This window comes from Anaerobiospirillum sp. NML120448, from assembly GCF_023050945.1.
Classification (GTDB): Bacteria; Pseudomonadota; Gammaproteobacteria; order Enterobacterales; family Succinivibrionaceae; genus Anaerobiospirillum.
Window position 1 is genome coordinate 19,766 of record NZ_JALKIM010000001.1, and the last position, 21,696, is coordinate 41,461.

Here is a 21,696-nt window from a genome sequence, read left to right on the forward strand (position 1 = left end):
CCTAGTTAATAAGTTAACTAGGTTTTTTCTTTTCTTACTTGCTAGCCTCTATCTTATCAGCGCTACCTTGAGGCTGATCCATCTGGCCCATCGATTCTGACTGCTCTTGCTCTCCTGATTGGTAAGAGTGATCAGGCTGTTCAGACTGGTCATGCTGGCCAGACTGGCCAGGAAGGTTAGATCTAGTTGCAGCTTGTGGCTCCTGAGGGGCGTTAGTCTCTGTAGCTACCTCTTCTTTGGCCACTGGAGAGCTTAACAATGCAAATAGTATGGCTCCTACACCGACACCACCCAATAAAGACAGTAAGTAGAACAAAGGATTAGTAGAGAGTGGAATAATAAAGATACCACCATGAGGAGCACAAACACCACAGTTAAATAACATACTTAATGCACCAGCTGTAGCTGAGCCTAAGATACATGCTATACGGAGGCGCTTGCGAGCTAAATAAGGTAATACTGCCTCAGTGATAAACAATAAGCCCTTAAACATAGCAGCAAAGCCTAAGGAGCACTCATGAGCGCTAAAGTGACTTGGAGCCAAAATACGTGAGGCTACACCTGCGGCAATAGGAGGCACCATACCACCTAACATAACTGAGGCCATTACAATAGAACCAGGGCCGTTTTCTGGCAAACAATCAGCTAATAATAAAACTCCAGAGGCATAGGCAAGCTTATTAAATGGGCCGCCCATATCAGCTGACATCATACCTGCTAAAACAGCACCTATAGATACTAAGGTGATAGTGTTGGCATCAGTAATGAAGTCATTAATGAAATTATCAATTAAAGCTGCGGGTAAATTAGTTATGTATTGCGCAATAAGCGTAGTAATAACCGCACCTGCCAGAGGATAAACCAACAGGGCAAACATGGCATCATGCCCTTTTAAAAACCTCTGAGCAACTCTTGCGACCACAAAGGCTACGCCACCACCAACAAAACCATTGAGCAGAGCACCTATCACACCAGCTGATGCCATATCGGCCATGACACCGCCCGTAAAGCCAGCTACTAAAGCCATACGGCCAGCCATAGAAAAGGCAATAAAGGCACTTAAAACTGGAAATAATAAGCTACCGATACTATAACCAATGGAATCTAAGAATAGGCCTAAACTAGTTGTTTTTATAAAGTCTAAACGAGCTACAGCAGATAAAATACCAGCAGTAGCAGCTAGAGGTAGCAAATAAGTTAAACCGCTCATTAAATGGCGGTAGAGCTTCATTGGAAGATTAGAAGACTCTTTTGAGATACTACCAATCTTATAGACAGGACAGTTAGGATCTAAAGCCTTTTTAATAAGCTCCTCTGGACGGTGCACACCATCAACTACACCAGTACGCACCATAGGCTTACCAGCAAAGCGATCAATATCAACCGCTCTATCAGCTGCCACAATAACAGCTTTAGCTGAGGCAATATCCTCTGGCATGAGGCTATTTCTATTACCAGCTGCACCATCGGCCTCAACTTTAATAGTAATACCCAGCTCTTTAGCTTTAAGCTCTAAAGCCTCAGCTGCCATATAAGTATGAGACAATCCAGCAGGACAGGCAGTAACAGCTACAATGTCATAGCCTTTTTTCTCCTCAGGATGAGCGGCCTCATGCTCTTGTTGAGCGTGTTCTTGGGCCTCTTTTTCGTCCTCAATCGACTCTGCCTTATCAATAACGTCTAAAAACTCATCAACATTTTTGGCACTTAATAAAGAGCTACGAAAATGCTCATCAATAAGTAAAGTAGATAGTCTAGCTAGCACATCAAGGTGAGCGTCTGATGCTTGATGAGGAGAGGCAATCATAAAGATAAGATGGACACTCTCACCATCAATAGAGTCAAAATCAACACCATTAGGCACAACCATGGCGGCAAGACCTGGATGGCTTACACCCTCACTTTTAGCATGAGGAATAGCAATGCCCTCACCAAGTCCAGTAGAACTTTTACGCTCACGGTCAAAAACAGCTTCACGAAATCTATTAATATCGTTAATACAGCCTGTTGATGCTATAGCCTCTACCAATCGAGAGATTGCATCTTCTTTACTAACAGGATCTGCATTAAGACATACAGAACGTTTTTCCAGCAAATCGCGAATACGCATATGCCTACCCTAAATTAATCTAACTAAACTAAGCTGAAACTTTATGTGATTTGGCCTAGAGCCATAAGCTCTAGGCCAAAGATTAAGATTCAGTATCTGAGCCTGATTTGGTAACTTTGATATTATCTAAATCACTCTCTTTAGACTCATAAAAGTTTTTTGGTACTTGGCAGAATTGATTATCAACAAAGGTAATGTCTTTATAGGCATCTACACCCTCTGGCTCCATATGCAGCATAATATCGGCATCAGGGAAGAAGCGACGAATATTGTTCTCAGCCTCAGTGGCAATATCATGAGCGTGGGCTAAAGACATTTTATTGTCTAAAACCAAATGGCATTGAATGTAATGTTGAGGACCAGCTTTACGGGTTCTTAAATCATGGAAAGACTCAATGCCGTCAACAGCTAATATGGAGCGAATAATCTTATTATTGTCACTAACTGACATTGATTTGTCTAACAAAGTACCTACAGCTATCTGACCAATATGCCAAGAGCTTTTCATAATATATAGGCCTAATAAAATAGTGACTAAACCATCAGACCATTCATAGCCCATCTTAGTTAAGATTAACGAAACAATAACGCTTAAGTTTAATCCCACATCAGATAAATAATGGAAGCGATCGGCAGCTACAGCCTCACTTTGAGTAAGCTTACATACATAACCTTGGAAAACAGTTAGCACTAAAGTAAGCGCAATAGAGGCAATAGAAACATAAATAGCAATATCGATATAGCCAATCATTACAGGCTTAATCAAGCGCTCGTAACCATTAAAGATTAACAATAAGGCAGAGCCGCAAATAAAAGCAGCTTGAGATAAAGATGCTAAAGCTTCTGCTTTATAGTGACCAAAACGGTGTTGCTTATCAGCTGGCTGTAGCGCATAACGCAAAGCTAATAAGTTGATAAAAGATGCGCCTAAGTCAATTAAAGAATCAGTCAAGGACGCTAAAATAGTCGCAGAACCAGAGAATAACCAGACAATAAATTTCATTAAAATTAATAAAATTGCAGTTACTACTGAGGCTGTGCCTGCGAGCAATACTAATTTTTTGTAACGACTTGGTAGGGCTTGGGGCTCATTATGGGTATGCGCGCCGCTACAACCTTCAGTTTTATGCTCAGCGCAATCTTGGCCATGATTAACTTGTGCTTTGCAGCCAGTACAATCTTTCATATCAGCTGGAGCACATTGACAATCATGAATATCCTCTTGCTTAGCTAGAGGATCTTGATGGCAATTAAAGCCACAAGAAGTATTCTTGATGACTTTGATTTTGTCGCTCTTGTCATCACTTAAAGCTGGAGCTTCAAGATCTTGATTTATCTTGTCCACTTGGTTACCTATCAATCCCAAAAATTTGGTTCGTTTCAATAGTTATGCCTAATTTTACCAAGTTAGAGCTAAGTTAGTCATGCAAAAATAATTAAAAAATCAGGCACAAGATCAGGGCAGAGGCTTTTACTAACAACATTGCCCAAATTCCAAAATTGTGAGTTACAACAAAAAGCAAAAAAAGAGCTTATTATTAATTATTTAATAAAGTAGATTTTGCGTTAATTAAGTGTAAATTTGTATCTAAGGACTTTTGATTTCAATCTTTAGGTATCAATCGCTAAATAAGTTAGTGCTTTAGCAAGGTCTCTAGTTCACCAAAAAGGAGCTGGTTTTATATGATGGTCAATCATTTTTTACGTGCGTTATTCTACTGGCCTATTCGAATTACTGCTACTTGTGAACCTATTCCTTTTGAGCCTCTTAAGTATATTAAGATCGACCCTAATAAAAAGATTGTTTATATTATGGTCTCTTCTTCTGTTGGTAATATGCTTACCGTAGAGCGCCTCACTAAACAATTAAATTGGCCTAGCCCTTTTGAAAAAATAACTATAGGCAATAAGACTTTGCCTCGTACTGCCTATTTAAGAAGCCCTTCCTTTTTTAGCTCTAATGCTCATATTCGTGATATTAGTGAGATTATCTTTGATTGGTTTGATGCTTGTGAGCAAACTAATGAAGATTTACAAATCATCCCTATTAGCGTTTTATGGTCACGAGATCCAAGTATTGAAGGTAGCGCTATTAGAGGCATCGATTTATCAACTCCAGGATGGCGTAAGTTCTTAACTTTAACCTTTGCAGGTCGTGATAATTGCACCATAATTTCTGATCCTTGCTTAGCCTCAGTGCTCAAAGAGCGCCTCATGGCAATTGAGGACAGTAAGTTACGTGCAAAAACTTTATCTCGTCTTATTTCCTTGCACTTCTTACGTAAGGCCCGCTCTATTGTTGGTCGTCCATTCCCTAATCGCCAAAAACTCTTAGGTGAATTGGTGGAGCGTACAGGTACCCAAACAGCCATTAAGGAGGCTATGGAGCGCACGGGAGAGAGTAAGGAGGCCTTGGAGAAAAAGGCTCATGAAATCTTTGACATCATGATTGCTGATACTCGCTATCCGCTCTTACGCTTCTTTAATACTATTATTTCCTTAATTTGGAAGCGCATTTATCATGGTCAAAGCATTGTTGGTGCTAATAAGGTTCGCGAGTTAGTGCAAAATGGCTATGAGATTATTTACATCCCATGCCATCGCTCTCATATGGACTATATCTTATTACTCTTTGCTATTTTCCATGAGGGCTTACCTATTCCTCAAGTAGCCTCAGGTGATAATCTCAATTTCTTCCCTGTAGGCCAAATTATTCGTCGTTGTGGCTCTTACTTTATCCGCCGCAAGATGAAGGGTGACACTTTCTATACCGCCTTGTTTAGAGAGTATCTTTCTGTACTCTTTGAACGTGGCTATGCTACTGAGTTCTTTATTGAAGGTGGCCGCTCTCGCACTGGTCGTACTCTACCGCCACGTACAGGCATGGTGTCCATGACTGTTCAAGCTCAATTGCGTGGTATAGAGCGTCCTATTGCTTTTATTCCTACTTACTTAGGCTATGAGCATGTAATGGAAGTTGGCTCTTATATGCATGAGCTTGAGGGTGCTAAAAAGCAAAAGGAAAGCATCAAAGGCTTGCTCGGCATCTTTAAACGTATGCGCTACTATGGCCGTGGCTACGTTACTTTTGGTGAGCCTATTAGTGTGCCACGCTTTTTAAATGAACATGTGCCTGATTGGCATAAGGACATTGATCCCTCTGGTAACGCCCGCCCAGAATGGCTTTACGACACGGTAAATCAACTAAGCCACGAAATTATTATCAAGCTTAATGATTCAGCCTCGGTAAATGGTATTAATTTATGTGCTTTGGCCATTATTGGTGATGCTGACCATACTCTTAGCATCAATATGTTAAAGCGCTGCTTGAAATTGTACTTACTGGTCTTAAGCTGCGATGAGAAGCGCAAAAATCTTCTGCCAAGCTCTGGGGTTGATACTTTAATCAATCAGGCTTTAGAGCTTAATAAGTTCAAGGTCTATGATGTGGGCGATGATATGAAGTTCGTACGCCCAAGCCGTGGCCAGACCTTACAGCTTACTTACTTCCAAAATAATATTCTGCACCTGATTGCTCTGCCTGCATTAATTGCCAATATCTTAATTCGCAATGGCCATATTTTTAGAGAAGATGTTATTGCGAATACTAGGTCTTTATTCTATTTCTTAAAGCATGAGCTTTTTGTCCCTGTTGAGGAGGACGAGCTTGATGCCCTTATTATCAAGTACATTGATGTCTTTGTTCAGGGCGGCTACATAGTTGAGCTTGATAATAAGATGCTTACCTTATCTGGTGATGGCTTTGAAGAGTTATTAATTCTTTCTAGCTCTATTCGACTTAACCTAGTGCGTTATCTCATTGCGGTAACGATTCTTAAGCAAATGAATGATGGTGCCATTAACAAAAAGGAATTTATTCAATATTGCGTTGATTTATGTAAGCAAGTGCCATCAGACGTTACCAACAACTCTCCAGAGTTTGCTGACCCTATTATGTTTGACATCATGTGTGATACTTTTGTCCGCCATAATTACTTTATCTATCTTGATGATGACACCATTAAACCTCATCGCACCAAGGTCAATAAACTATCACGTGCCGCTCAGCCTTTATTAGCTGCCAAATTAGTTAAGCATCTCAAACGAGAAATTGCCCAAATTAAGATTGCCAGCTTAAAAGAAGCCCTACTTGATAAGGCCCATAACAAGGCTCTAGCCGCCGCTGCGGCAGCTGCCCAAGCAGCTGCTGCCGCAGCTACAGCCACCAGCACCAGTGCAAGCCCTGATGCTGGCACTAGCACTAGCGCAGGTGCTGATGCTGGTGCTACTGCTAGCGCAGCAAGCAATAGCGCCAGTGTAAGCGCAGGCGCAGCCAATGGTGATAGTGCGGGCGCTGGGGCTGATGCTGATGCTGAGGCCAAGGAGAGCAAGAGCTAAGAGTTGGCCTTTAAGCTCACCAAGTTTGCTTAGTAGTGCATTTGATGGCAGGGAGCCTATTATCAAGATTATATGAGGCCAAAATTGAGGTGAGCTATTAGGTTTTAAGCGCTTAAAGCTTGAGCCTATAGTGCAAAGATCATAAGAACAGCTAAAATGTGGCACAAAATGCTAAAATTAGAATGATTTTTGCAAGAGTAAGCTTGAGGAATGTTTTTTGACAACTTCCTTGTACGCTAAATAGTCCTAATAGCTAAATCTAAAGCTCATAGTAGACAAGAAACATCTGAGCTTAGCTTAGCTTTGATGTTTAACAAGCTTTGTTGTAATTCAGGAAGTAATATCCATCATGTACCAGAAGATTTTATTAACAGCCGCCACTGCGTTGCTCTTAGGTTCTATGAGCCCTGTCTATGCAGCAGCTCCTCACGAGCCAATTGATATTTCTCAAGATTCCCAAGATCCTGCTCAGGCCTTAGCTGATGCTATGACTCCAGAGATTGGTTATTATGATATGACCCCTGACTTTACTACCAACTTAGCCAGCTCTGGCACAGGTCGTTTACATTATTTACGTGTTCACGTAAATATCATGGTTAAAGACAGCCGTGATTTACCTTTATTAACCACTCACGATGCATTAATCCGTGATGCAATTGTGACTATTATTGGTTCCAAAGAATATAACGCTATTGCCACAGCTGCTGGTCGTGAGGCCTTACGTGCAGAGTGCCGTGCTCGTGTAGCAGAGTTATTAACTCAAAAGAAAAATGGCCCTGTAATCCAAGATTTGCTCTTTACTAACTATATTTACCAATAAATCTTAGATTTTGGTCAAAGCAAAAAAAAGCGTAACTAAAAAGTTACGCTTTTTTTGTATTATCTAAGCTTACGCTTATAGTCAAGAAATCCTAAAGCTATACCTAAGACCATACCACCTACATGGCATAAGTTGGCAATACCACTAAAGAAGAAGCCAATACCAATAAAGATAATGCTCACTAAGAGTAAACCTTGAGGTAATCTTAAATCCTCAGGTAAATCCTGACGGAATGATAATATGCCCATATAGCCAATTAAGCCATAAACCACACCCGACATACCACCAAAAACGGCACCATGTGGGGTAAAGATCATTTGTAAGATATTAGAAACAATAGCAATACTAATGACAATATAGCCTAATTTAAAAGCACCAAAGTGACGCTCAATAGGCCTACCAAAGGCCTCAAACATTACTAAGTTAAAGGCAATATGGAAAATTCCAAAGTGCAAAAAGATAGGAGTGATAACACGATAAAGCTCAAAGCCCTCGGTTACCTGGCCCATACCTAGCCACCCTAACGCTCTAATCATCAGATCATTAAAATCTGGCACTAGCATCACTAGATAAAGTGCCAAACAAATCACTTCAATTACAGAGGTGAGACTAAATAATGTCCATTGGTAGGTGCCCATAGAGAAGCTTAAAAAGCCGCCACCCATGGTCTTTTCTTTCTTAACAGAACGTCCTCTACTCCATGCAGCTTGGTTATAAGCTTTAGCAAAAGGATTATTGCCATATCTTAATAACTCTAACTTAGCTTTAGAAATATCAGCCTCGTTAGCTACATAAATAGAGTAACTAGCACCAAAGCCAGGTTTAGCTGTAGCCTTAATACCTATTGAGTTTAAGTAGTCGGCAAAGGTTAAAGCCAAAGAGCGCTCCTTAAGAGCGCCTATTTCATAAGGGAAATTAATATCGTCTATTTCTTTGAATTGAGCCATTGCATATACTCAGCTACGCCTTGAGCCACAGTCTTAAACTCTACATCACAGCCAGCATTACGTAATTTAGTTAAATCAGCCTGTGTAAAGCTTTGATAGTGACCCTTGAGATGTTCTGGGAATGGAATAAATTCTACTTCACCGTGGCCATGATGCTTAATTACAGCCAGAGCAATATTTAAGAAAGGCTCAGCACGACCAGTACCACAGTTATAAATACCTGATGGTCCATTATGATCTAAGAACCATAGATTTACCTTAGCAACGTCCTGAACATAGACAAAGTCACGAGTTTGACCGCCATCTGCATAGCCATCAATGCCCTTAAAGAGCTTAGGATTTTCACCACGTAACATTTGATTATTAAGGTGGAAAGCTACAGAGGCCATGGAGCCCTTATGACCCTCACGAGGACCATAAACATTGAAATATCTAAAACCTACTACTTGAGATTGTAATTTAGGTAATCGAGCACGAACATACTCATCAAAAAGGAACTTAGAATAGCCATAAACGTTAAGTGGGCCCTCGTTGACACGATCCTCAACAAAGACAGTATTACCACCATAAGTGGCAGCAGAGGAAGCATACAAGAAAGGAATACGATGGCTGGTAGCAAACTCAAAGAGATCTACTGTGTACTGGTAATTATTCTTCATTACATACTTACCATCCCACTCAGTAGTAGCAGAGCAAGCACCTTCATGGAAAATAGCTTCAATATTGGCACAGCCATACTTGTTATTAAAGGCTACCTCATCATGGATTAAAGCAAGAAAATCCTCTTTATCCATATAATCAGCAATATCTAAATCAACAAGATTGACAAATTTATGGCCATCCTTGAGATTATCAACCACTAAAATATCACGCTGACCACGATCATTTAATAGCTTAACAATGTTGCTACCAATAAATCCTGCACCACCAGTTACAATAATCATAAATTAAGCTCCTTACAAGCTTATCCCAATAAAGGCCAAGCTTATAGCTATTAGTAAAAATCACACAAGATGGGCCAAGGCAAGCATCTTACAGATTATTCTTAACTTTCATTTTCGCTATTAACACCTATTGATGCAAGTTGTTTTAATTGACAGTAATTTTTGGCCTTGAAAAAGCAATTCATTTAATTAAGATGATAGTCTAGTTTCCTGTTAAACTAGCTATTGTGGCCAACACTATCAGTGTTGTTTTTCTTATCTATATAGTGACCAATTTACCCATGGCTTCCCGCATCTTAGTTGTCTCTCCTGCTTGGCTTGGCGATATTATTATGTGCCAAAGCTTACTTAAAACCTTAAAACACCAAGATCCCTCTTGCGTGATCACTATGTATGCTCCAAGCTATGCCCACTGTATTATCGATCGCATGAGTGAGGTAGATGAGATTTTAGAAAATCCTTTTGCTCATGGGCAATTTGATCTATCAGGACGCATTCAAGAGGGCAAGAAACTTAAAGCACTAAACTTTGATAAAGCTTATGTGCTGCCTAATTCCTTTAAATCAGCTTTAATTCCTTGGTTTGCTAATATTAAAGAGCGCATTGGTCTTAAAGGTGAGTCCCGCTATCTTTTGCTTAATAAAATGCGTAAAGATAAGAACTCTTTTGCTCGTATGGTCAATCGCTATGTAGCCTTAGCTTATGTCGATGATCCTTGCGTTAAAGATGACAGCACTTTACCTAGTTTTGACTATCCTAGTCTGATTACTCATAAGCCTAGCGATGAACTTTTAGCAAGGCTTAAGATTTCTCTTGATAGACCTTTATTAGTCTTAGGTTGTGGCGCTAACTATGGCCCTGCTAAATTATGGCCACCAGAGTACTTTGCTCAATTATCCTTACATTTTATTAATCAAAACTGGTCTATCTTAGCTTTAGGTTCGGCTAAAGATAAAGAAACAGTAAATGCCATTAAAGAGCACATTAAAGCTCAGTCTGCTGATGCTTTAGAGTACTTTTACGATATTGCAGGTCAAACCTCTTTAACCGAGGCTCTAGATTTAGTAGGAGCATGCTCTGCTGGTGTGTGCAATGATTCAGGTCTCATGCATACCTTAGCTGCGGCTAATGTGCCTCAAGCCTGTATTTTCGGCTCCACCTCAACTAAATATACCCCTCCGCTTTCTGACAAGGCCGTGTGCGTTGAGTCTACTCAACCTTGCCACCCTTGTTTTAAGCGTACCTGTCAATACAACACTTATGCTTGTTTAAAAGAACTGACAGTAGAAAAAGTGATTAACGCTTTAAATAGCGTACTTTAAGGTTTTAAATTTCATTATGTCTTTAAAATCACGTTTATTTTGGTGGCTTTATGGAATTATCACCACCATTATTGCCCCTTTAGGCATGTTGTTTTTAATGTATAAAAAACGACGTGATCCTCCTTATGGCAAAAGAGCTTGTGAATTATTAGGCCATTACCATATTGGCTTTAGAAATTGTATTTGGTTTCATACTGTTTCTGTAGGTGAGGCTGTAGCTGCTCGTCCCCTCATTAATGCCTTTGTCAGACGACATCCTAAATTATCTGTAGTAGTAACCACTACTACCACTACAGGAGCTCGTGAAATCTTAAAAATTGAAGGCATTACCCATATCTTTGCGCCTCTAGATTCTCCTTTGGCGGTAAAGTCTTTTTTAAAGAACTTTAACCCTAGTGCGCTGTTTATTATGGAAACTGAGTTGTGGCCCTCATTGTTAAATGTTACTCACGCTCATGGCACCAAAATTTGTGTAATTAATGCCCGTATGCCAGAAAAGACTTGTCACAAGTATGAAGCTAAAGGCACCTTAACTAGAGATTTAATTGCTAATAATCTTGACTGTGTTATTTGTCAGACTCAGCATGATGCAGATCGTTTTGCCCGTATTGGCGTAGCTAAAGAAAAGCTCTTTGTTAGCGGCTCACTAAAATACGATCTATCCCCTAATGAGCCTTTATACCGTCAAGCTCGTGCTTTACGTATGCCTCATCAAGAAGCTTTTGTCATTGGCGCTATTTCAACTCATGATGGCGAGGAAACTTTAATTATTGAAACTTTCTTCTCTTTAAAAGAAAGCTTCCCTAATTTACGCCTCGTCCTCGTCCCACGTCATCAAACAGGCGTTGCCAAAGCTGAGATCTTTCTGCAAGATATTCAAGGCTCTTACGCCCTTAAAACCAATTTATCTCCTGATTTACATGACTTTACCCAAGATGTAATGCTTGGCAATACTATGGGCGAAATTGAACTCTATTTAGGCCTTAGTGACATTGTCATTATGGGTGGTAGCTTTATTGATATTGGCGGCCACAATCCTTTAGAGCCTGCTTATTTCTCCATTCCTATCATTACAGGTCCATATTATTATAATTTTGAAGAGCAATTTGATACTCTCATTGAAAATGGAGCTGCCTTTGTTGCCAATGATCATAGAAGATTATTTAGCGTAATAAAGATGTTTTTAGATGATAGGGAGCTTATGATAGCCACAGGCATGCGAGCTTTTGATATTCAGCAAAGTGGACGTGGCGCTACTAAAAAAACACTCAATATTATGGAGTCATGTCTTAGAGTTAACAGCTAAACAAAAAGGCCAAACCTAATTTAAGGTTTGGCCTTTTTGATGGCATCTTTAATTAATGACGGGCTAAAATCAAGACTAATTATGAATTCTTGCTCACACTTACAGAGCGTAAGAACTCAACATAGCCACGAGCACTTTCAGATAAAGCTACGGTATCAACATCACCTTTAACTGGTTTAGCATTATAGAAAGTGTAAAGACCTGCATATTCAGCATTGCAACGCTTAAAAGCAGCAATATAAGAGTTTAAGAAGTCCTCTACAGAAAAACCTAGCTCGCCATCCTTGCCATAGGTTTCCTCAGGGCTACCACAAGTTACAGCAAAAGCAACTTTGCGGCCCTCAAGATGTTTGCCACCTGCAAAAGCCCAACCAGCGGTTAATACGCAATCAACCCAAGACTTTAACATTGGAGGAGTATTCATCCAGAACATTGGGAATTGCAATACAATCGAGCCATTATTGTCAATTAGAGAATGCTCTAATGCAGGATCAATGGAACTTCTTGGATAAGAGCTTTGTAGATTATGTACCACGAACTCTTCAGGATACTTACGCACTTCATCAAGCCAGCGACGATTGGCCACTGATTGATCATAAAATGGGTGATCCACAATAACTAATGTTTTCATAAAGATTCGGCGCACAAACCTCTGTCTTGAAACAGGGGAGGAAACGCCCTCCTTGCTGAATTCTGTTAAAAAAGTTCTTCTTTTTCAAGAAGCGTAAGTTGTCTGACAGGAGAGATAGATGTCACTTAGATGCCATCTGATGCTTTAACATCATAATAAATAAGAGCAATACTTAAACCGAAAACTCCTCCCGTCTAAGGAGCTTAACTTGCTATTATTAATATTAATGTGATTTTATCGTTTTTTTACGACTCCCGCAAAGAAAACGAAGATAGTATCTAACTATTTCTTGCAAATAATAACTATTATGCCCCTAACTAGTGCGCTTTTATTTAGCCGAACCCAAACGTTCAAATGATAAGAGAGCTTGATTTTTAAGGCGTTCACACAAAACTTGCGTGTCAAGATCATCATAATGACAAAGCTCTTTTTCTTTATTAAAAGAGCGCTCAAGACGATTGAGCATTGTAATCAGATCATCTTTAGTAAAACTATCTTTAATAAAACACTTATCAAAATCGATAACAAAACATTGTCCCTTATCATTAATTAAGAGATTACGAATGTTTAAGTCAGTATGAACTACCTTATGAAAGGCAAACTTAGCTATAGTATTGGCTATTTCATCGATTAAAGCGTCGTCCATACTTGCCTTTTGCTCTAAGAGCTCAGCAAGATTATTAGTGTTATCAATACGCTCAACCAAGATATCATTAGTAACTAAAAAAGTGCCTACTTGTTCACGAGCAATCAAAGGTCTTGGTACAGGTAGTCCTAAAGAGTAAAGCTCAGTCAATAACTCAAATTCTAAACGAGCACGACAAGCCCATTTATCAAAGCGCCAAAAGCCATCCTTGATAAATTTACTAATCAAACCGCCTCTAAAATAATGACGCAAACACCAGCCGTAGGAGCCACCACCACCGCCCCTGTCATCCTCATTAAGCTCAAGATCTTTAATAGGGCCATACAATAAAGCCATAGTCTTATAAGGCAAAGAGCCTAGCAAAGCCTCACCTCGCCCGCCCTTACTTTTAAGATCTAGCGCATTATTATTTAAAAACTCATGATTAAAATATCGATTTAAGGTCTCAAAACCAGTGCTATGGTTAAAACCACTATGAGCACTAACGATAAAGTTAATCTCGCCCTCATTAGGACGCTCAAAGCTTAATTGTTTGATCTTGGAGTTTTCACTATCCACACCATAATTACTCATAGAGCACTCCTTATTGGATAATCAGCTCACCGCTGCTGCCATTACCGCCACCCTTATTATCAATAATAATTTCTCCTTGTATTGCATTTACAGGTGCGCCCCCTTCATTGCCACTACCCCCAATAGCTCCACTAATAGGAGCATTGGCCTTAGGCACATCTACTGTAGGTGCAGGCGCTGGAGCAGCTATGGCAGGTGCCGCCATAGCAGGCTGCGCCCGCTCTGGCACAGCAAGCTCTGGGGCAGCCTGAGCGGCTCCTGCCGAAGCGGCCCCGTCCTGAGCTTGGGCTTTAGTGCTTTTAGCATTAGGATCAGCACTAATGGAATTGATTTGAGTATTAATTACTGATTGTTGCTTGGCATTTTCCTCATAAGTTGGAATCAAGCCCTTAATCACACGATCAATCATACTTTGTACTGGTTGTGGATATTGGCTTTCAATGGCCTGTCTTTTTTCTTCGGTCAAAGACTTAGCATAAGGAGTACATTGATCTTTATTAAAGCCCATTAAGCATGTTTGATAAAGGCCTGCATGTAAGTCATTTTTGTAATAGAACTTATCTGAACTCATGGCCGCAATAGGATTGGCTACCACAAAGAAGAATAAAGCCACTACAAAGTAAAGCTTACTAAACTGCTGGCGCACTGAAATTAAAGCCAATACAGGCATCAAAGCTAGCGGCAGTACTACTGAGATTTGCCAGAAGTTTAAGGTAACTGGGCTGGCAGCAGAGGCTAACACCACAGCTAAAATAGAGCTTATAGTAAGACCTCTAATAAATTGGAACTTCTCAGAGCTATTACCCAATCTAAACCTATAAATAGCAAAATAATTACTATAGGCAGAGAAGAGTACAGTAGCAATACCAATAAGATAAGCTACACCTACCCAAAGATAAGATAGAGCAGTCCACATGGTGCTTAACTCTTCACCATAAGGGCTTGGGAAAATAGCCTTATTAGTAATTAATAAAGATCCAAAGCGTAACCAGTATAAAATACCTTTAAAAATAGGGTAAACATGAGTCAGACCATAACCAATATAGCGATCTTGAGCGTAAGCCTCAGGATTGGTCAACAAGCTCTTGTTAACCATTACCTCTTGGACATAAGGCACCATAGACAAGGCAAAGATAGCAAGGCCAATAAGGACTCCTAAATAGCTAATCTTAATATCACGACGCAGCCACATAATGCCGCACACTGCTGCCATCACTGTCCAAGAGTAGTGTAGCTGTAAAATAAAACCTACAGATAACACTAAGAAAATAGATGAAAATACCCTTCCTAAAGAAAAGCCCTTATGGTTTTTGTCATAACGCAAACGAATTAAGCAGTTAAGCGTAATAGCCGAGCCAAAATGAATAAAGGCAGGGTTATAGATCATGGTGTGATATAAATACCAAGGGCCTAAGGCAAATAAGAAGGTTCCTAACATCACTACCGAGCGAGAGAAAAGTAAGCTTAAAGCGTTAGCAAAAATCAAAATAGCCAACACTCTAAAGAATAGCTGGAAAGCAATAATGGACTCTAATCCTATATAAAGCTCTAAAGGAAAGCCTACCAACCATGAAGAGAGCATGCCAGGGACATTGCCCATAGAGCTTGCCTCATTACCAAAAGGCAAGTACTCATTATTAAAGGAAGCATGGAAGCCCTTTAATAACATTTGGATTTGATCATAGCTAAAGTTCTGATTGAACTCGTAGACCAAAGACATAGCTACGAAGATAATTAGTATTATCAATAATAATAGATAGTCTTTGAGGTTTAATGACTCTTTATTCATAGCAAGCACTTTTCTTGTTGGTATTAAAACACCAGGAAATTAATCTGAGGTGAGCCTCTTGGTTTATTGAAAGGAAAATAACTTTCCTTAACCACCACTGCTAACGCCTTTGCCCCACCACTAGTGAAAGTTTCCCAAAGCTCGTTAACAACTATACCTGCCTTGGAGCAGGCATTATCTTTAATGATGTTGATGTATACAGTAAACGAACTATCGAAGCTTTCACTAGTCCTCATTGAGGTTAAGCAAGCACCACAGTTCCTCTAGGGCGCTTGCTAAAAACAAGAACCAAGATGAGCTCAAAGGTGAGCTGAGGTCTTGCCTTGAGGGCAGGTTGCAAAGGCAAAATTATTATTGATCCTCTTTTTGTAAGTAATAAGACATAATCTTGATAGCATCAAAAATATTGCCATTACGAGAGGTATCTTGAGAATCTCTATAGTTCTTATCTTTAAATTCTAACAAACCAAAGCGGTTTAAAATCACAATGCGCTCTGATTCAATCACAGCATTATCAAGGTAAGAGCCAGAAATCACATATTTACGCTCTGGCAGATCAAAAAGATCAGATCCTATAGAGAAGTCCTTAGTTGGATTACGCACGCCTAACACACGAGGCAAAATAGTGGCACTAACATCATAAGCACAAGAGAGAGTTTCAACCACATTAGCTCCCTTACCAGGCCATTTCATAATAAATGGAATCTTTACTTGATAATCAGTAAAGTTGCTATTGTGTCCCCAGTAGTTATCTTTAGTATCATTGAACTCCTCACCGTGATCAGCAGTAATAATCACGATAGTATTTTGGTCATAGCCATATTCGGTCAAAATATCTAAGATACTTTTAATGTTAGTATCGGCATAGGCTACAGAGTTCTTGTAATGATTAAACAACGGTGTTCTATCAGTGTCTTTATTAAGCTCTAAATGATTAATGGCTCGGCTAGGCTCAAAGCGGAGCTTAAAATCATTTGGATAGGCATAACTATGCACATTATCTAAAAAGATAAAAGAAAAGAACTTTTGATCTTCTGATAAATTACTAATAAAGCTCTTAAAGTCTTTAATAGCATCTAAATCTCTTTCAATAGCATCATTACCTTTAGAGTTAATACGCAAATCAGGCACATTAGAAAAAACAGTGGAATTAAACTCAGGCATGTAAAGATTAGCCGAGGAGAAAATACCATAGGCATAAGAGCGATCTTTTACTGCTGCGCTAATAGATGCTGGAGTGCCAGTTGAGTAAGCTAAAGACCAGTAGGAAGCTGGAATACCATAGAATAAGCCAAAAATGCCACCTCTAGTTGAGTTAGATGCAGAGTAGTGATTCTTATAAACCCATGCATCCTGAGCAAAAGCCCAGGTATTAGGCATAATTTGCTCAGTAATCATGTCATAGCGTAAGGTGTCTACCACTAACAACAGAACGTTAAAAGGCTCACGAGCATTATCAAAGTAATACAAAGGCTCTTTGGGATAATCAAAAATTCCTTGAGCTGCAATTTCAATTCTTGTTTCTTTGTTTTTGCTTGGATCTACTATACCCCAACGCACCAATTTGCTGTTCATGGTTAAAGGATAATAAACAGGAATGCGATTTTGGAGCTCGACAATAGGAAAAACTTGCTTGGCAGAGGAATAAGCATGAATTAAATTGGCAATGAGATAACAGATGAGTGCCAAAATAACAAAGATACGAGCCTTAATGCCACGATAAGCGCAAAACATAGCCAAAGTAAGCATAATAGCGCTATAAAAAGCACAAAAGGCTATTTGAAAAACAATAGAAATCCAAGTATCAGTAGATAGTTCTATCACCTCACCGCCAGCATTGAAAAACAAATCAATCATGGCATAACTGATATGGAATCTATAAAGCTCAAATACTTTAGCATCAGTAGCTAATACTATGTGGCATAAAGTAATAATTACTGTGGCATAAATAAAGCGCCATTTTCCAATGTGTTGCTTAAAAGCAAAAACAGGAAAAATTAACAATAAAGAAACTAGGGCAAAGTAAAGAAAATAATGACCAAATGAAGCTGCACCATAGGTAGCACTAACAAACCAAGGGCTAGTATCCATATTAGGAGCATAAGACTTAGCAGAATATAAGGCTAAAGGAAGATTTAAAATACCAAGCCATAATACTATGCATAAATTTTTCTTAAACATAAGCCACAATCAAAGCATGAAGATGCTATTGCCCTTTTAATCAATGAAAAAACCAATAAACTCAGAACCAGTTTTGACCCATATGCCACAAAACACCAATCCTAGCACGAGCTAAAGCCACCTATTATCTTTGACCAGACATTATTCTTTTAGTTGCAAAATAAGGTAGCCTTATATAATTGTGGGCTCAATCTTATCATAAGCTAAGTAAGTACTTTCTATTATTATGAACAGCAGTACTATTATGTGCATAATATAGTTCTTAAGATTCCAACCTAAGGGAGATTTTAATAATGTCACAGCCTAAATCTTTATGTGTATTACGACTTTCTGCTTTAGGTGATTGTATCAATGCCTTTGGTGTGATTGGTGCTTTAAACAAGCAATATCCTGATCTCAAGCTTTCTTGGGTAATTGATAAACGTTTTGCTCCTCTGTTTAAGGATGAACAAGGTCAAGATCTCGTACCTTTGCATACTGTTGATTTTAAGAACCAGGGCTTAAAAACTGTTTTAGCTCTTAAAAAAGAATTATCCTCTGAGCGCTTTGATATTTTGCTTAATATGCAGACCTCAATTAAGGCCTCTTTATGCTCTTTAGCTATTAAGGCTCAAGATAAATATGGCTACGATAGTGAACGCTCCCGTGAAGGACAACGCTTCTTTATTAATCATCAAGTACCATCTCCTGAAAACAAACATGTGCTAAGCGGCTTTTTGGCCTTTGCTCAAAGCTGTAATTTGCCAGTAGATAAGCCTTATTGGGACTTTAAACTAGCCCCTGAGCTCATTGAGAAAATGCAAACTATTATTGGCTCAGACAAATTTATGGCCCTAAGCCCTTGCTCTGCGGTACAGAGCAAAAACTGGAATATACAAGGCAATATAGCTATGGCCAATTATGCCTACGAGCAAGGTTTTAAAGTAGTACTCATAGGTGGCCCAAGTCAGATAGAAATGCAAACTTGTAATATTATTGCTGAGCAATGCCCTCATTGCCTTAATCTTTGTGGCAAAACTAATTTACGAGAGCTTGCTGCCCTCTTATCACTTAGCAGCTTAGTGTTATCCCCTGACTCTGGCAGCATGCATTTAGCCTCAGCCCTTAATACTCCTGTCATTGGTTTATTTGCTCGTCATGATGATAAAAGAGTAGGCCCTTGGAACTTTATGGATCTCAATGTTTCAGTATATGAACAGTTGGCCAAACAGGAGCTTAATGGTCAAACTATTCCATGGCGCTATCGAGTTAAACAAGATCAGGCTATGGATAATATTTCTATTAACATGGTCAAAGAAATGTTTAACCATGCCTTAGCTACAAAAGTAGTCTAAATTGATGAAAATATTGCTATGATATAGAGTGGACCTGATCATTTTAATGGCTCCTTTTGGTGCAATTAAATGTGCCTGACTTATCTTCTCGTAGGCATTAATGGTTCCAATTAGACTGTATTTTGTTTTAATTAAGAACTAAAAGAGGCAGCATTTAATGCTGGCACTACCAAGCATTTAAAGCTGATATTAATCATGAATATTGCTGTTTTTCCAGGAACCTTTGATCCTGCTACCTTAGGCCACTTTGATATTATTCAACGCTCTAGCAAGTTGTTTGATCGTTTAATTGTAGCAGTAGCCGAAAGCCCAATTAAAAAGCCTTTATTTACCCTCCAAGAGCGTGTGGAATTAATGAAAGGCTGCACCAAGCAATTATCTAATGTTGAGGTAATGGGTTTTGAGGGCATGCTTACTGACTTTATTACTGCGAATAAAGCCAATGTCTTAATTCGTGGTATTCGTACTGTTGCTGATTACGACTACGAAATGCAGCTTACTGGCATGTATCGTATTGCTCTACCACGTCTAGAGATTGTTATGTTACCAACTAATGGCAATTTAGCTTTTATTAGCTCATCTTTAGTACGTGACATCATTGTTCATCGTGGCGATATTTCTCACTTTGTGCCACATAATGTTAACAATGCTATTCGTGAGAAAATCTACAACCAATAATCCTACTCGATCAAGGCTTTGCATCTGAGGATAAAGCCTTGATCTTGGGCAATAATCAGCCCCCACACAAAAAATCCGCCTTTAACTTGAGAGCTTGAGGTGGATAATTTCCTATTTCTGGCAATTTGGGCAGAAGAAAGTAGAGCGATTGCCCTGCACAATACGCTTGATCTTAGTACCACAAACTTTACAAGGCTCATCACAGTGGCCATAAACCTGTAAGTTCTGCACAAAGTAACCAAGCTTACCATCAGCTCCCTCAAAGTCTCTAATAGTAGTACCACCTTGAGCAATAGACTCAGTTAAAATGCGCTTAATCTCTGTGACTAAGAGTTCAGCTTCCTCTTTGCTAATAGTATTGGCCAAACGACATGGATTAATCTTGCAGGCAAATAAGACTTCACTAGCGTAAATATTACCTACGCCTACTACTACAGCTGAGTTTAATAAGGCTTGCTTAATAGAAAGCTTACGGCGTTTTAAATTATTGAGCAAAACCTCAGCAGTAAAACTATCTAATAACGGCTCAGGGCCTAACTCTTTGAGCGGTTTGTACTCATAAGGATCTTCATTAGGAGCCACATAAGCTACTAATCCAAAGCGGCGGGCATCGTTATAACGAACAGAAGTATGAGAGTCTAATTTGAGTTCAAAGTGATCATGTAAAATGCGCTCACTGTCGCTATCGACAATACTCAAATGACCTGTCATACCCAAATGAATAATAATCGATCCTTGAGTGGTAAAGACGATAATATACTTACTACGGCGCTCTAACTTGATTACTGTTGCTCCTATTAACTTTTTTAAATCATCACTCATAGGAACACGCAAACTTAACTTGCCAATAAAGACATCTTCAATCTTATGGTTAACCAAGACCTTTTCAACGCCTCTCTTGGTAACCTCAACCTCTGGCAATTCAGGCATAGTTCCTTCTCCTTTACTAATAATTGGATCACACGATTTCTGATATAAGATTTAGCAAGTTACGCTATTTTTAGTAATAAGTACAAAGCTCATACATGATACGCAAATTACTTGCCCAATCTCTAAAACTTAAGAAAAATTGCCATGCTGAGCATAAAAAAAGGGACAATCCTAAAGGATTGCCCCTCTTTTTGGTCCTTAAAGAACTCAAGATTAATTACTTAATCTTGCCTTCCTTGTAAAGAACATGCTTACGTACTACAGGATCGTACTTCATGATCTCCATCTTACCTGGAGTAGTACGACGGTTCTTAGTAGTAGTATAGAAATGACCGGTACCTGCTGAAGAATTTAAACGGATCTTCTCGCGACCACCTTTCTTAGCCATGATACACTCCCTTAGATCTTAACGCCGTTAGCGCGCATATCAGCAAGAACGGCATCAATACCCAACTTGTCAATAGTACGCATACCCTTAGTGGTAACACGCAATCTTACAAAGCGGCTCTCACTCTCAACCCAGAAACGGTGATACTTTAAGTTTGGAAGAAAGCGGCGCTTAGCAGCATTCTTAGCGTGGGAACGATGGTTGCCCACTGCCGGGCGCTTGCCCGTAACTTGGCAAACTCTGGACATGTCTAGTCACACTCCAAATATACTTATACGGGTCACAGCACCTAACTAGAGCTGTAACCATGTTAAAGGTACAACAAAACGGGCGCTATTCTACCATATAAAAAGCATTATGATCGCATAAGTGCGATTTTTATAAGCTAGGTAGAGGCAACGTGTACCTTCATGAAATTATTAATAAAAAATAGCTTCCCTGTCATTTGGATGTGGCGGCTGTTAGAACTGAGGGCAGACGCTAAAGCGCATTAGTTAACGCTTAGTAGTGGCCTGCAGTAGTGCAATTAGCCATTACGCACGCTTTCCCAAGCTTACGTTATACACCTCTGGTATCAAGCGATGCCAACCTTATTATGCAAGGTAGCTTAGTATGGGAAACACTTTGTTCTTTTCTACAGTAAAAATTACTGTTCTTTACCAGCAAAATAGTCTTGAGCTCTAAATCATAAACTATATG

General features: G+C 39.4%; 17 protein-coding genes. 6 read left to right on the forward strand and 11 right to left on the reverse strand.

The window, feature by feature from the left end; all coding sequences use genetic code 11:
- Nucleotides 1-34: 34 nt before the first annotated feature.
- Together MXE38_RS00085 and MXE38_RS00090 are read right to left on the reverse strand one after the other, a co-directional pair.
- Complete coding sequence (locus tag MXE38_RS00085) at nt 35-2,110, reverse strand: fructose-specific PTS transporter subunit EIIC (RefSeq protein ID WP_246909728.1); 2,076 nt, start codon at nt 2,108-2,110, stop codon at nt 35-37.
- Between the two features lie 82 nt (nt 2,111-2,192).
- Complete coding sequence (locus tag MXE38_RS00090; RefSeq protein ID WP_246909730.1) at nt 2,193-3,455, reverse strand: cation diffusion facilitator family transporter; 1,263 nt, start codon at nt 3,453-3,455, stop codon at nt 2,193-2,195.
- Nucleotides 3,456-3,793: 338 nt separating this feature from the next.
- On the opposite strand from MXE38_RS00090, the gene plsB reads away from it, so the two are divergent.
- Both plsB and MXE38_RS00100 read left to right on the forward strand, forming a co-directional pair.
- Nucleotides 3,794-6,508 (forward strand): glycerol-3-phosphate 1-O-acyltransferase PlsB, encoded by a 2,715-nt coding sequence (gene plsB, locus MXE38_RS00095; protein ID WP_246909732.1) that lies wholly within the window; start codon nt 3,794-3,796, stop codon nt 6,506-6,508.
- A 349-nt stretch (nt 6,509-6,857) separates the two neighbouring features.
- Complete coding sequence (locus tag MXE38_RS00100; RefSeq protein ID WP_246909734.1) at nt 6,858-7,328, forward strand: flagellar basal body-associated FliL family protein; 471 nt, start codon at nt 6,858-6,860, stop codon at nt 7,326-7,328.
- A gap of 59 nt (nt 7,329-7,387) precedes the next feature.
- Here MXE38_RS00100 and MXE38_RS00105 read toward each other — a convergent pair whose 3' ends face one another.
- Nucleotides 7,388-8,275: a rhomboid family intramembrane serine protease gene (locus MXE38_RS00105; RefSeq protein ID WP_246909736.1), complete on the reverse strand. Its 888-nt coding sequence runs from the start codon at nt 8,273-8,275 to the stop codon at nt 7,388-7,390.
- Nucleotides 8,254-9,219 carry an ADP-glyceromanno-heptose 6-epimerase gene (gene rfaD, locus MXE38_RS00110; protein ID WP_246909738.1) on the reverse strand — a complete coding sequence of 322 codons (966 nt, stop codon included), beginning with the start codon at nt 9,217-9,219 and terminating at the stop codon, nt 8,254-8,256. The genes MXE38_RS00105 and rfaD overlap by 22 nt, the downstream gene beginning before the upstream one ends.
- 281 nt (nt 9,220-9,500) lie before the next feature.
- Between rfaD and waaF the strand changes: the two genes are divergently transcribed.
- Both waaF and MXE38_RS00120 read left to right on the forward strand, forming a co-directional pair.
- Nucleotides 9,501-10,541: a lipopolysaccharide heptosyltransferase II gene (gene waaF, locus MXE38_RS00115; protein ID WP_246909741.1), complete on the forward strand. Its 1,041-nt coding sequence runs from the start codon at nt 9,501-9,503 to the stop codon at nt 10,539-10,541.
- A gap of 16 nt (nt 10,542-10,557) precedes the next feature.
- Entirely contained in the window at nt 10,558-11,847 is a 1,290-nt protein-coding gene (locus MXE38_RS00120; RefSeq protein ID WP_246909744.1) for a 3-deoxy-D-manno-octulosonic acid transferase, read from the forward strand.
- A gap of 79 nt (nt 11,848-11,926) precedes the next feature.
- Here MXE38_RS00120 and MXE38_RS00125 read toward each other — a convergent pair whose 3' ends face one another.
- The 4 genes from MXE38_RS00125 to MXE38_RS00140 all read right to left on the reverse strand — a co-directional run bounded on the left by MXE38_RS00125 (nt 11,927) and on the right by MXE38_RS00140 (nt 17,667).
- Complete coding sequence (locus MXE38_RS00125; RefSeq protein WP_246909746.1) at nt 11,927-12,478, reverse strand: NAD(P)H-dependent oxidoreductase; 552 nt, start codon at nt 12,476-12,478, stop codon at nt 11,927-11,929.
- 328 nt (nt 12,479-12,806) lie between these two features.
- Entirely contained in the window at nt 12,807-13,697 is an 891-nt protein-coding gene (locus MXE38_RS00130; protein ID WP_246909748.1) for a 3-deoxy-D-manno-octulosonic acid kinase, read from the reverse strand.
- A 10-nt stretch (nt 13,698-13,707) separates the two neighbouring features.
- Entirely contained in the window at nt 13,708-15,486 is a 1,779-nt protein-coding gene (locus MXE38_RS00135; RefSeq protein WP_246909750.1) for a hypothetical protein, read from the reverse strand.
- Nucleotides 15,487-15,837: 351 nt separating this feature from the next.
- On the reverse strand, nt 15,838-17,667 hold the full coding sequence (locus MXE38_RS00140; protein WP_246909752.1) for a sulfatase-like hydrolase/transferase: 1,830 nt from the start codon (nt 17,665-17,667) through the stop codon (nt 15,838-15,840).
- 293 nt (nt 17,668-17,960) lie between these two features.
- On the opposite strand from MXE38_RS00140, the gene MXE38_RS00145 reads away from it, so the two are divergent.
- Together MXE38_RS00145 and coaD are read left to right on the forward strand one after the other, a co-directional pair.
- Nucleotides 17,961-19,001: a glycosyltransferase family 9 protein gene (locus MXE38_RS00145; RefSeq protein ID WP_246909754.1), complete on the forward strand. Its 1,041-nt coding sequence runs from the start codon at nt 17,961-17,963 to the stop codon at nt 18,999-19,001.
- Between the two features lie 192 nt (nt 19,002-19,193).
- Nucleotides 19,194-19,679: a pantetheine-phosphate adenylyltransferase gene (gene coaD / locus MXE38_RS00150; protein WP_246909969.1), complete on the forward strand. Its 486-nt coding sequence runs from the start codon at nt 19,194-19,196 to the stop codon at nt 19,677-19,679.
- 111 nt (nt 19,680-19,790) lie between these two features.
- On the opposite strand, the gene mutM is transcribed toward coaD, so the two are convergent.
- The 3 genes from mutM to rpmB all read right to left on the reverse strand — a co-directional run bounded on the left by mutM (nt 19,791) and on the right by rpmB (nt 21,245).
- Nucleotides 19,791-20,609: a bifunctional DNA-formamidopyrimidine glycosylase/DNA-(apurinic or apyrimidinic site) lyase gene (gene mutM / locus MXE38_RS00155; RefSeq protein ID WP_246909756.1), complete on the reverse strand. Its 819-nt coding sequence runs from the start codon at nt 20,607-20,609 to the stop codon at nt 19,791-19,793.
- A gap of 217 nt (nt 20,610-20,826) precedes the next feature.
- Complete coding sequence (rpmG, locus tag MXE38_RS00160) at nt 20,827-20,997, reverse strand: 50S ribosomal protein L33 (RefSeq protein WP_027939687.1); 171 nt, start codon at nt 20,995-20,997, stop codon at nt 20,827-20,829.
- A gap of 11 nt (nt 20,998-21,008) precedes the next feature.
- Nucleotides 21,009-21,245, reverse strand: coding sequence for a 50S ribosomal protein L28 (gene rpmB / locus MXE38_RS00165; RefSeq protein ID WP_027939686.1), 237 nt, complete (start codon nt 21,243-21,245; stop codon nt 21,009-21,011).
- Nucleotides 21,246-21,696 lie beyond the last annotated feature (451 nt).

Bases quoted from the DNA above. Each gene is read 5' to 3' on its own strand.
- MXE38_RS00140 (WP_246909752.1), bottom strand. From the start codon at position 17,667: ATGTTTAAGAAAAATTTATGCATAGTATTATGGCTTGGTATTTTAAAT.
- MXE38_RS00125 (WP_246909746.1), bottom strand. From the start codon at position 12,478: ATGAAAACATTAGTTATTGTGGATCACCCATTTTATGATCAATCAGTG.
- rpmG (WP_027939687.1), bottom strand. From the start codon at position 20,997: ATGGCTAAGAAAGGTGGTCGCGAGAAGATCCGTTTAAATTCTTCAGCA.
- MXE38_RS00130 (WP_246909748.1), bottom strand. From the start codon at position 13,697: ATGAGTAATTATGGTGTGGATAGTGAAAACTCCAAGATCAAACAATTA.
- MXE38_RS00135 (WP_246909750.1), bottom strand. From the start codon at position 15,486: ATGAATAAAGAGTCATTAAACCTCAAAGACTATCTATTATTATTGATA.
- waaF (WP_246909741.1), top strand. From the start codon at position 9,501: ATGGCTTCCCGCATCTTAGTTGTCTCTCCTGCTTGGCTTGGCGATATT.
- MXE38_RS00120 (WP_246909744.1), top strand. From the start codon at position 10,558: ATGTCTTTAAAATCACGTTTATTTTGGTGGCTTTATGGAATTATCACC.
- mutM (WP_246909756.1), bottom strand. From the start codon at position 20,609: ATGCCTGAATTGCCAGAGGTTGAGGTTACCAAGAGAGGCGTTGAAAAG.
- rfaD (WP_246909738.1), bottom strand. From the start codon at position 9,219: ATGATTATTGTAACTGGTGGTGCAGGATTTATTGGTAGCAACATTGTT.
- rpmB (WP_027939686.1), bottom strand. From the start codon at position 21,245: ATGTCCAGAGTTTGCCAAGTTACGGGCAAGCGCCCGGCAGTGGGCAAC.
- plsB (WP_246909732.1), top strand. From the start codon at position 3,794: ATGATGGTCAATCATTTTTTACGTGCGTTATTCTACTGGCCTATTCGA.
- MXE38_RS00105 (WP_246909736.1), bottom strand. From the start codon at position 8,275: ATGGCTCAATTCAAAGAAATAGACGATATTAATTTCCCTTATGAAATA.
- MXE38_RS00085 (WP_246909728.1), bottom strand. From the start codon at position 2,110: ATGCGTATTCGCGATTTGCTGGAAAAACGTTCTGTATGTCTTAATGCA.
- MXE38_RS00100 (WP_246909734.1), top strand. From the start codon at position 6,858: ATGTACCAGAAGATTTTATTAACAGCCGCCACTGCGTTGCTCTTAGGT.
- MXE38_RS00145 (WP_246909754.1), top strand. From the start codon at position 17,961: ATGTCACAGCCTAAATCTTTATGTGTATTACGACTTTCTGCTTTAGGT.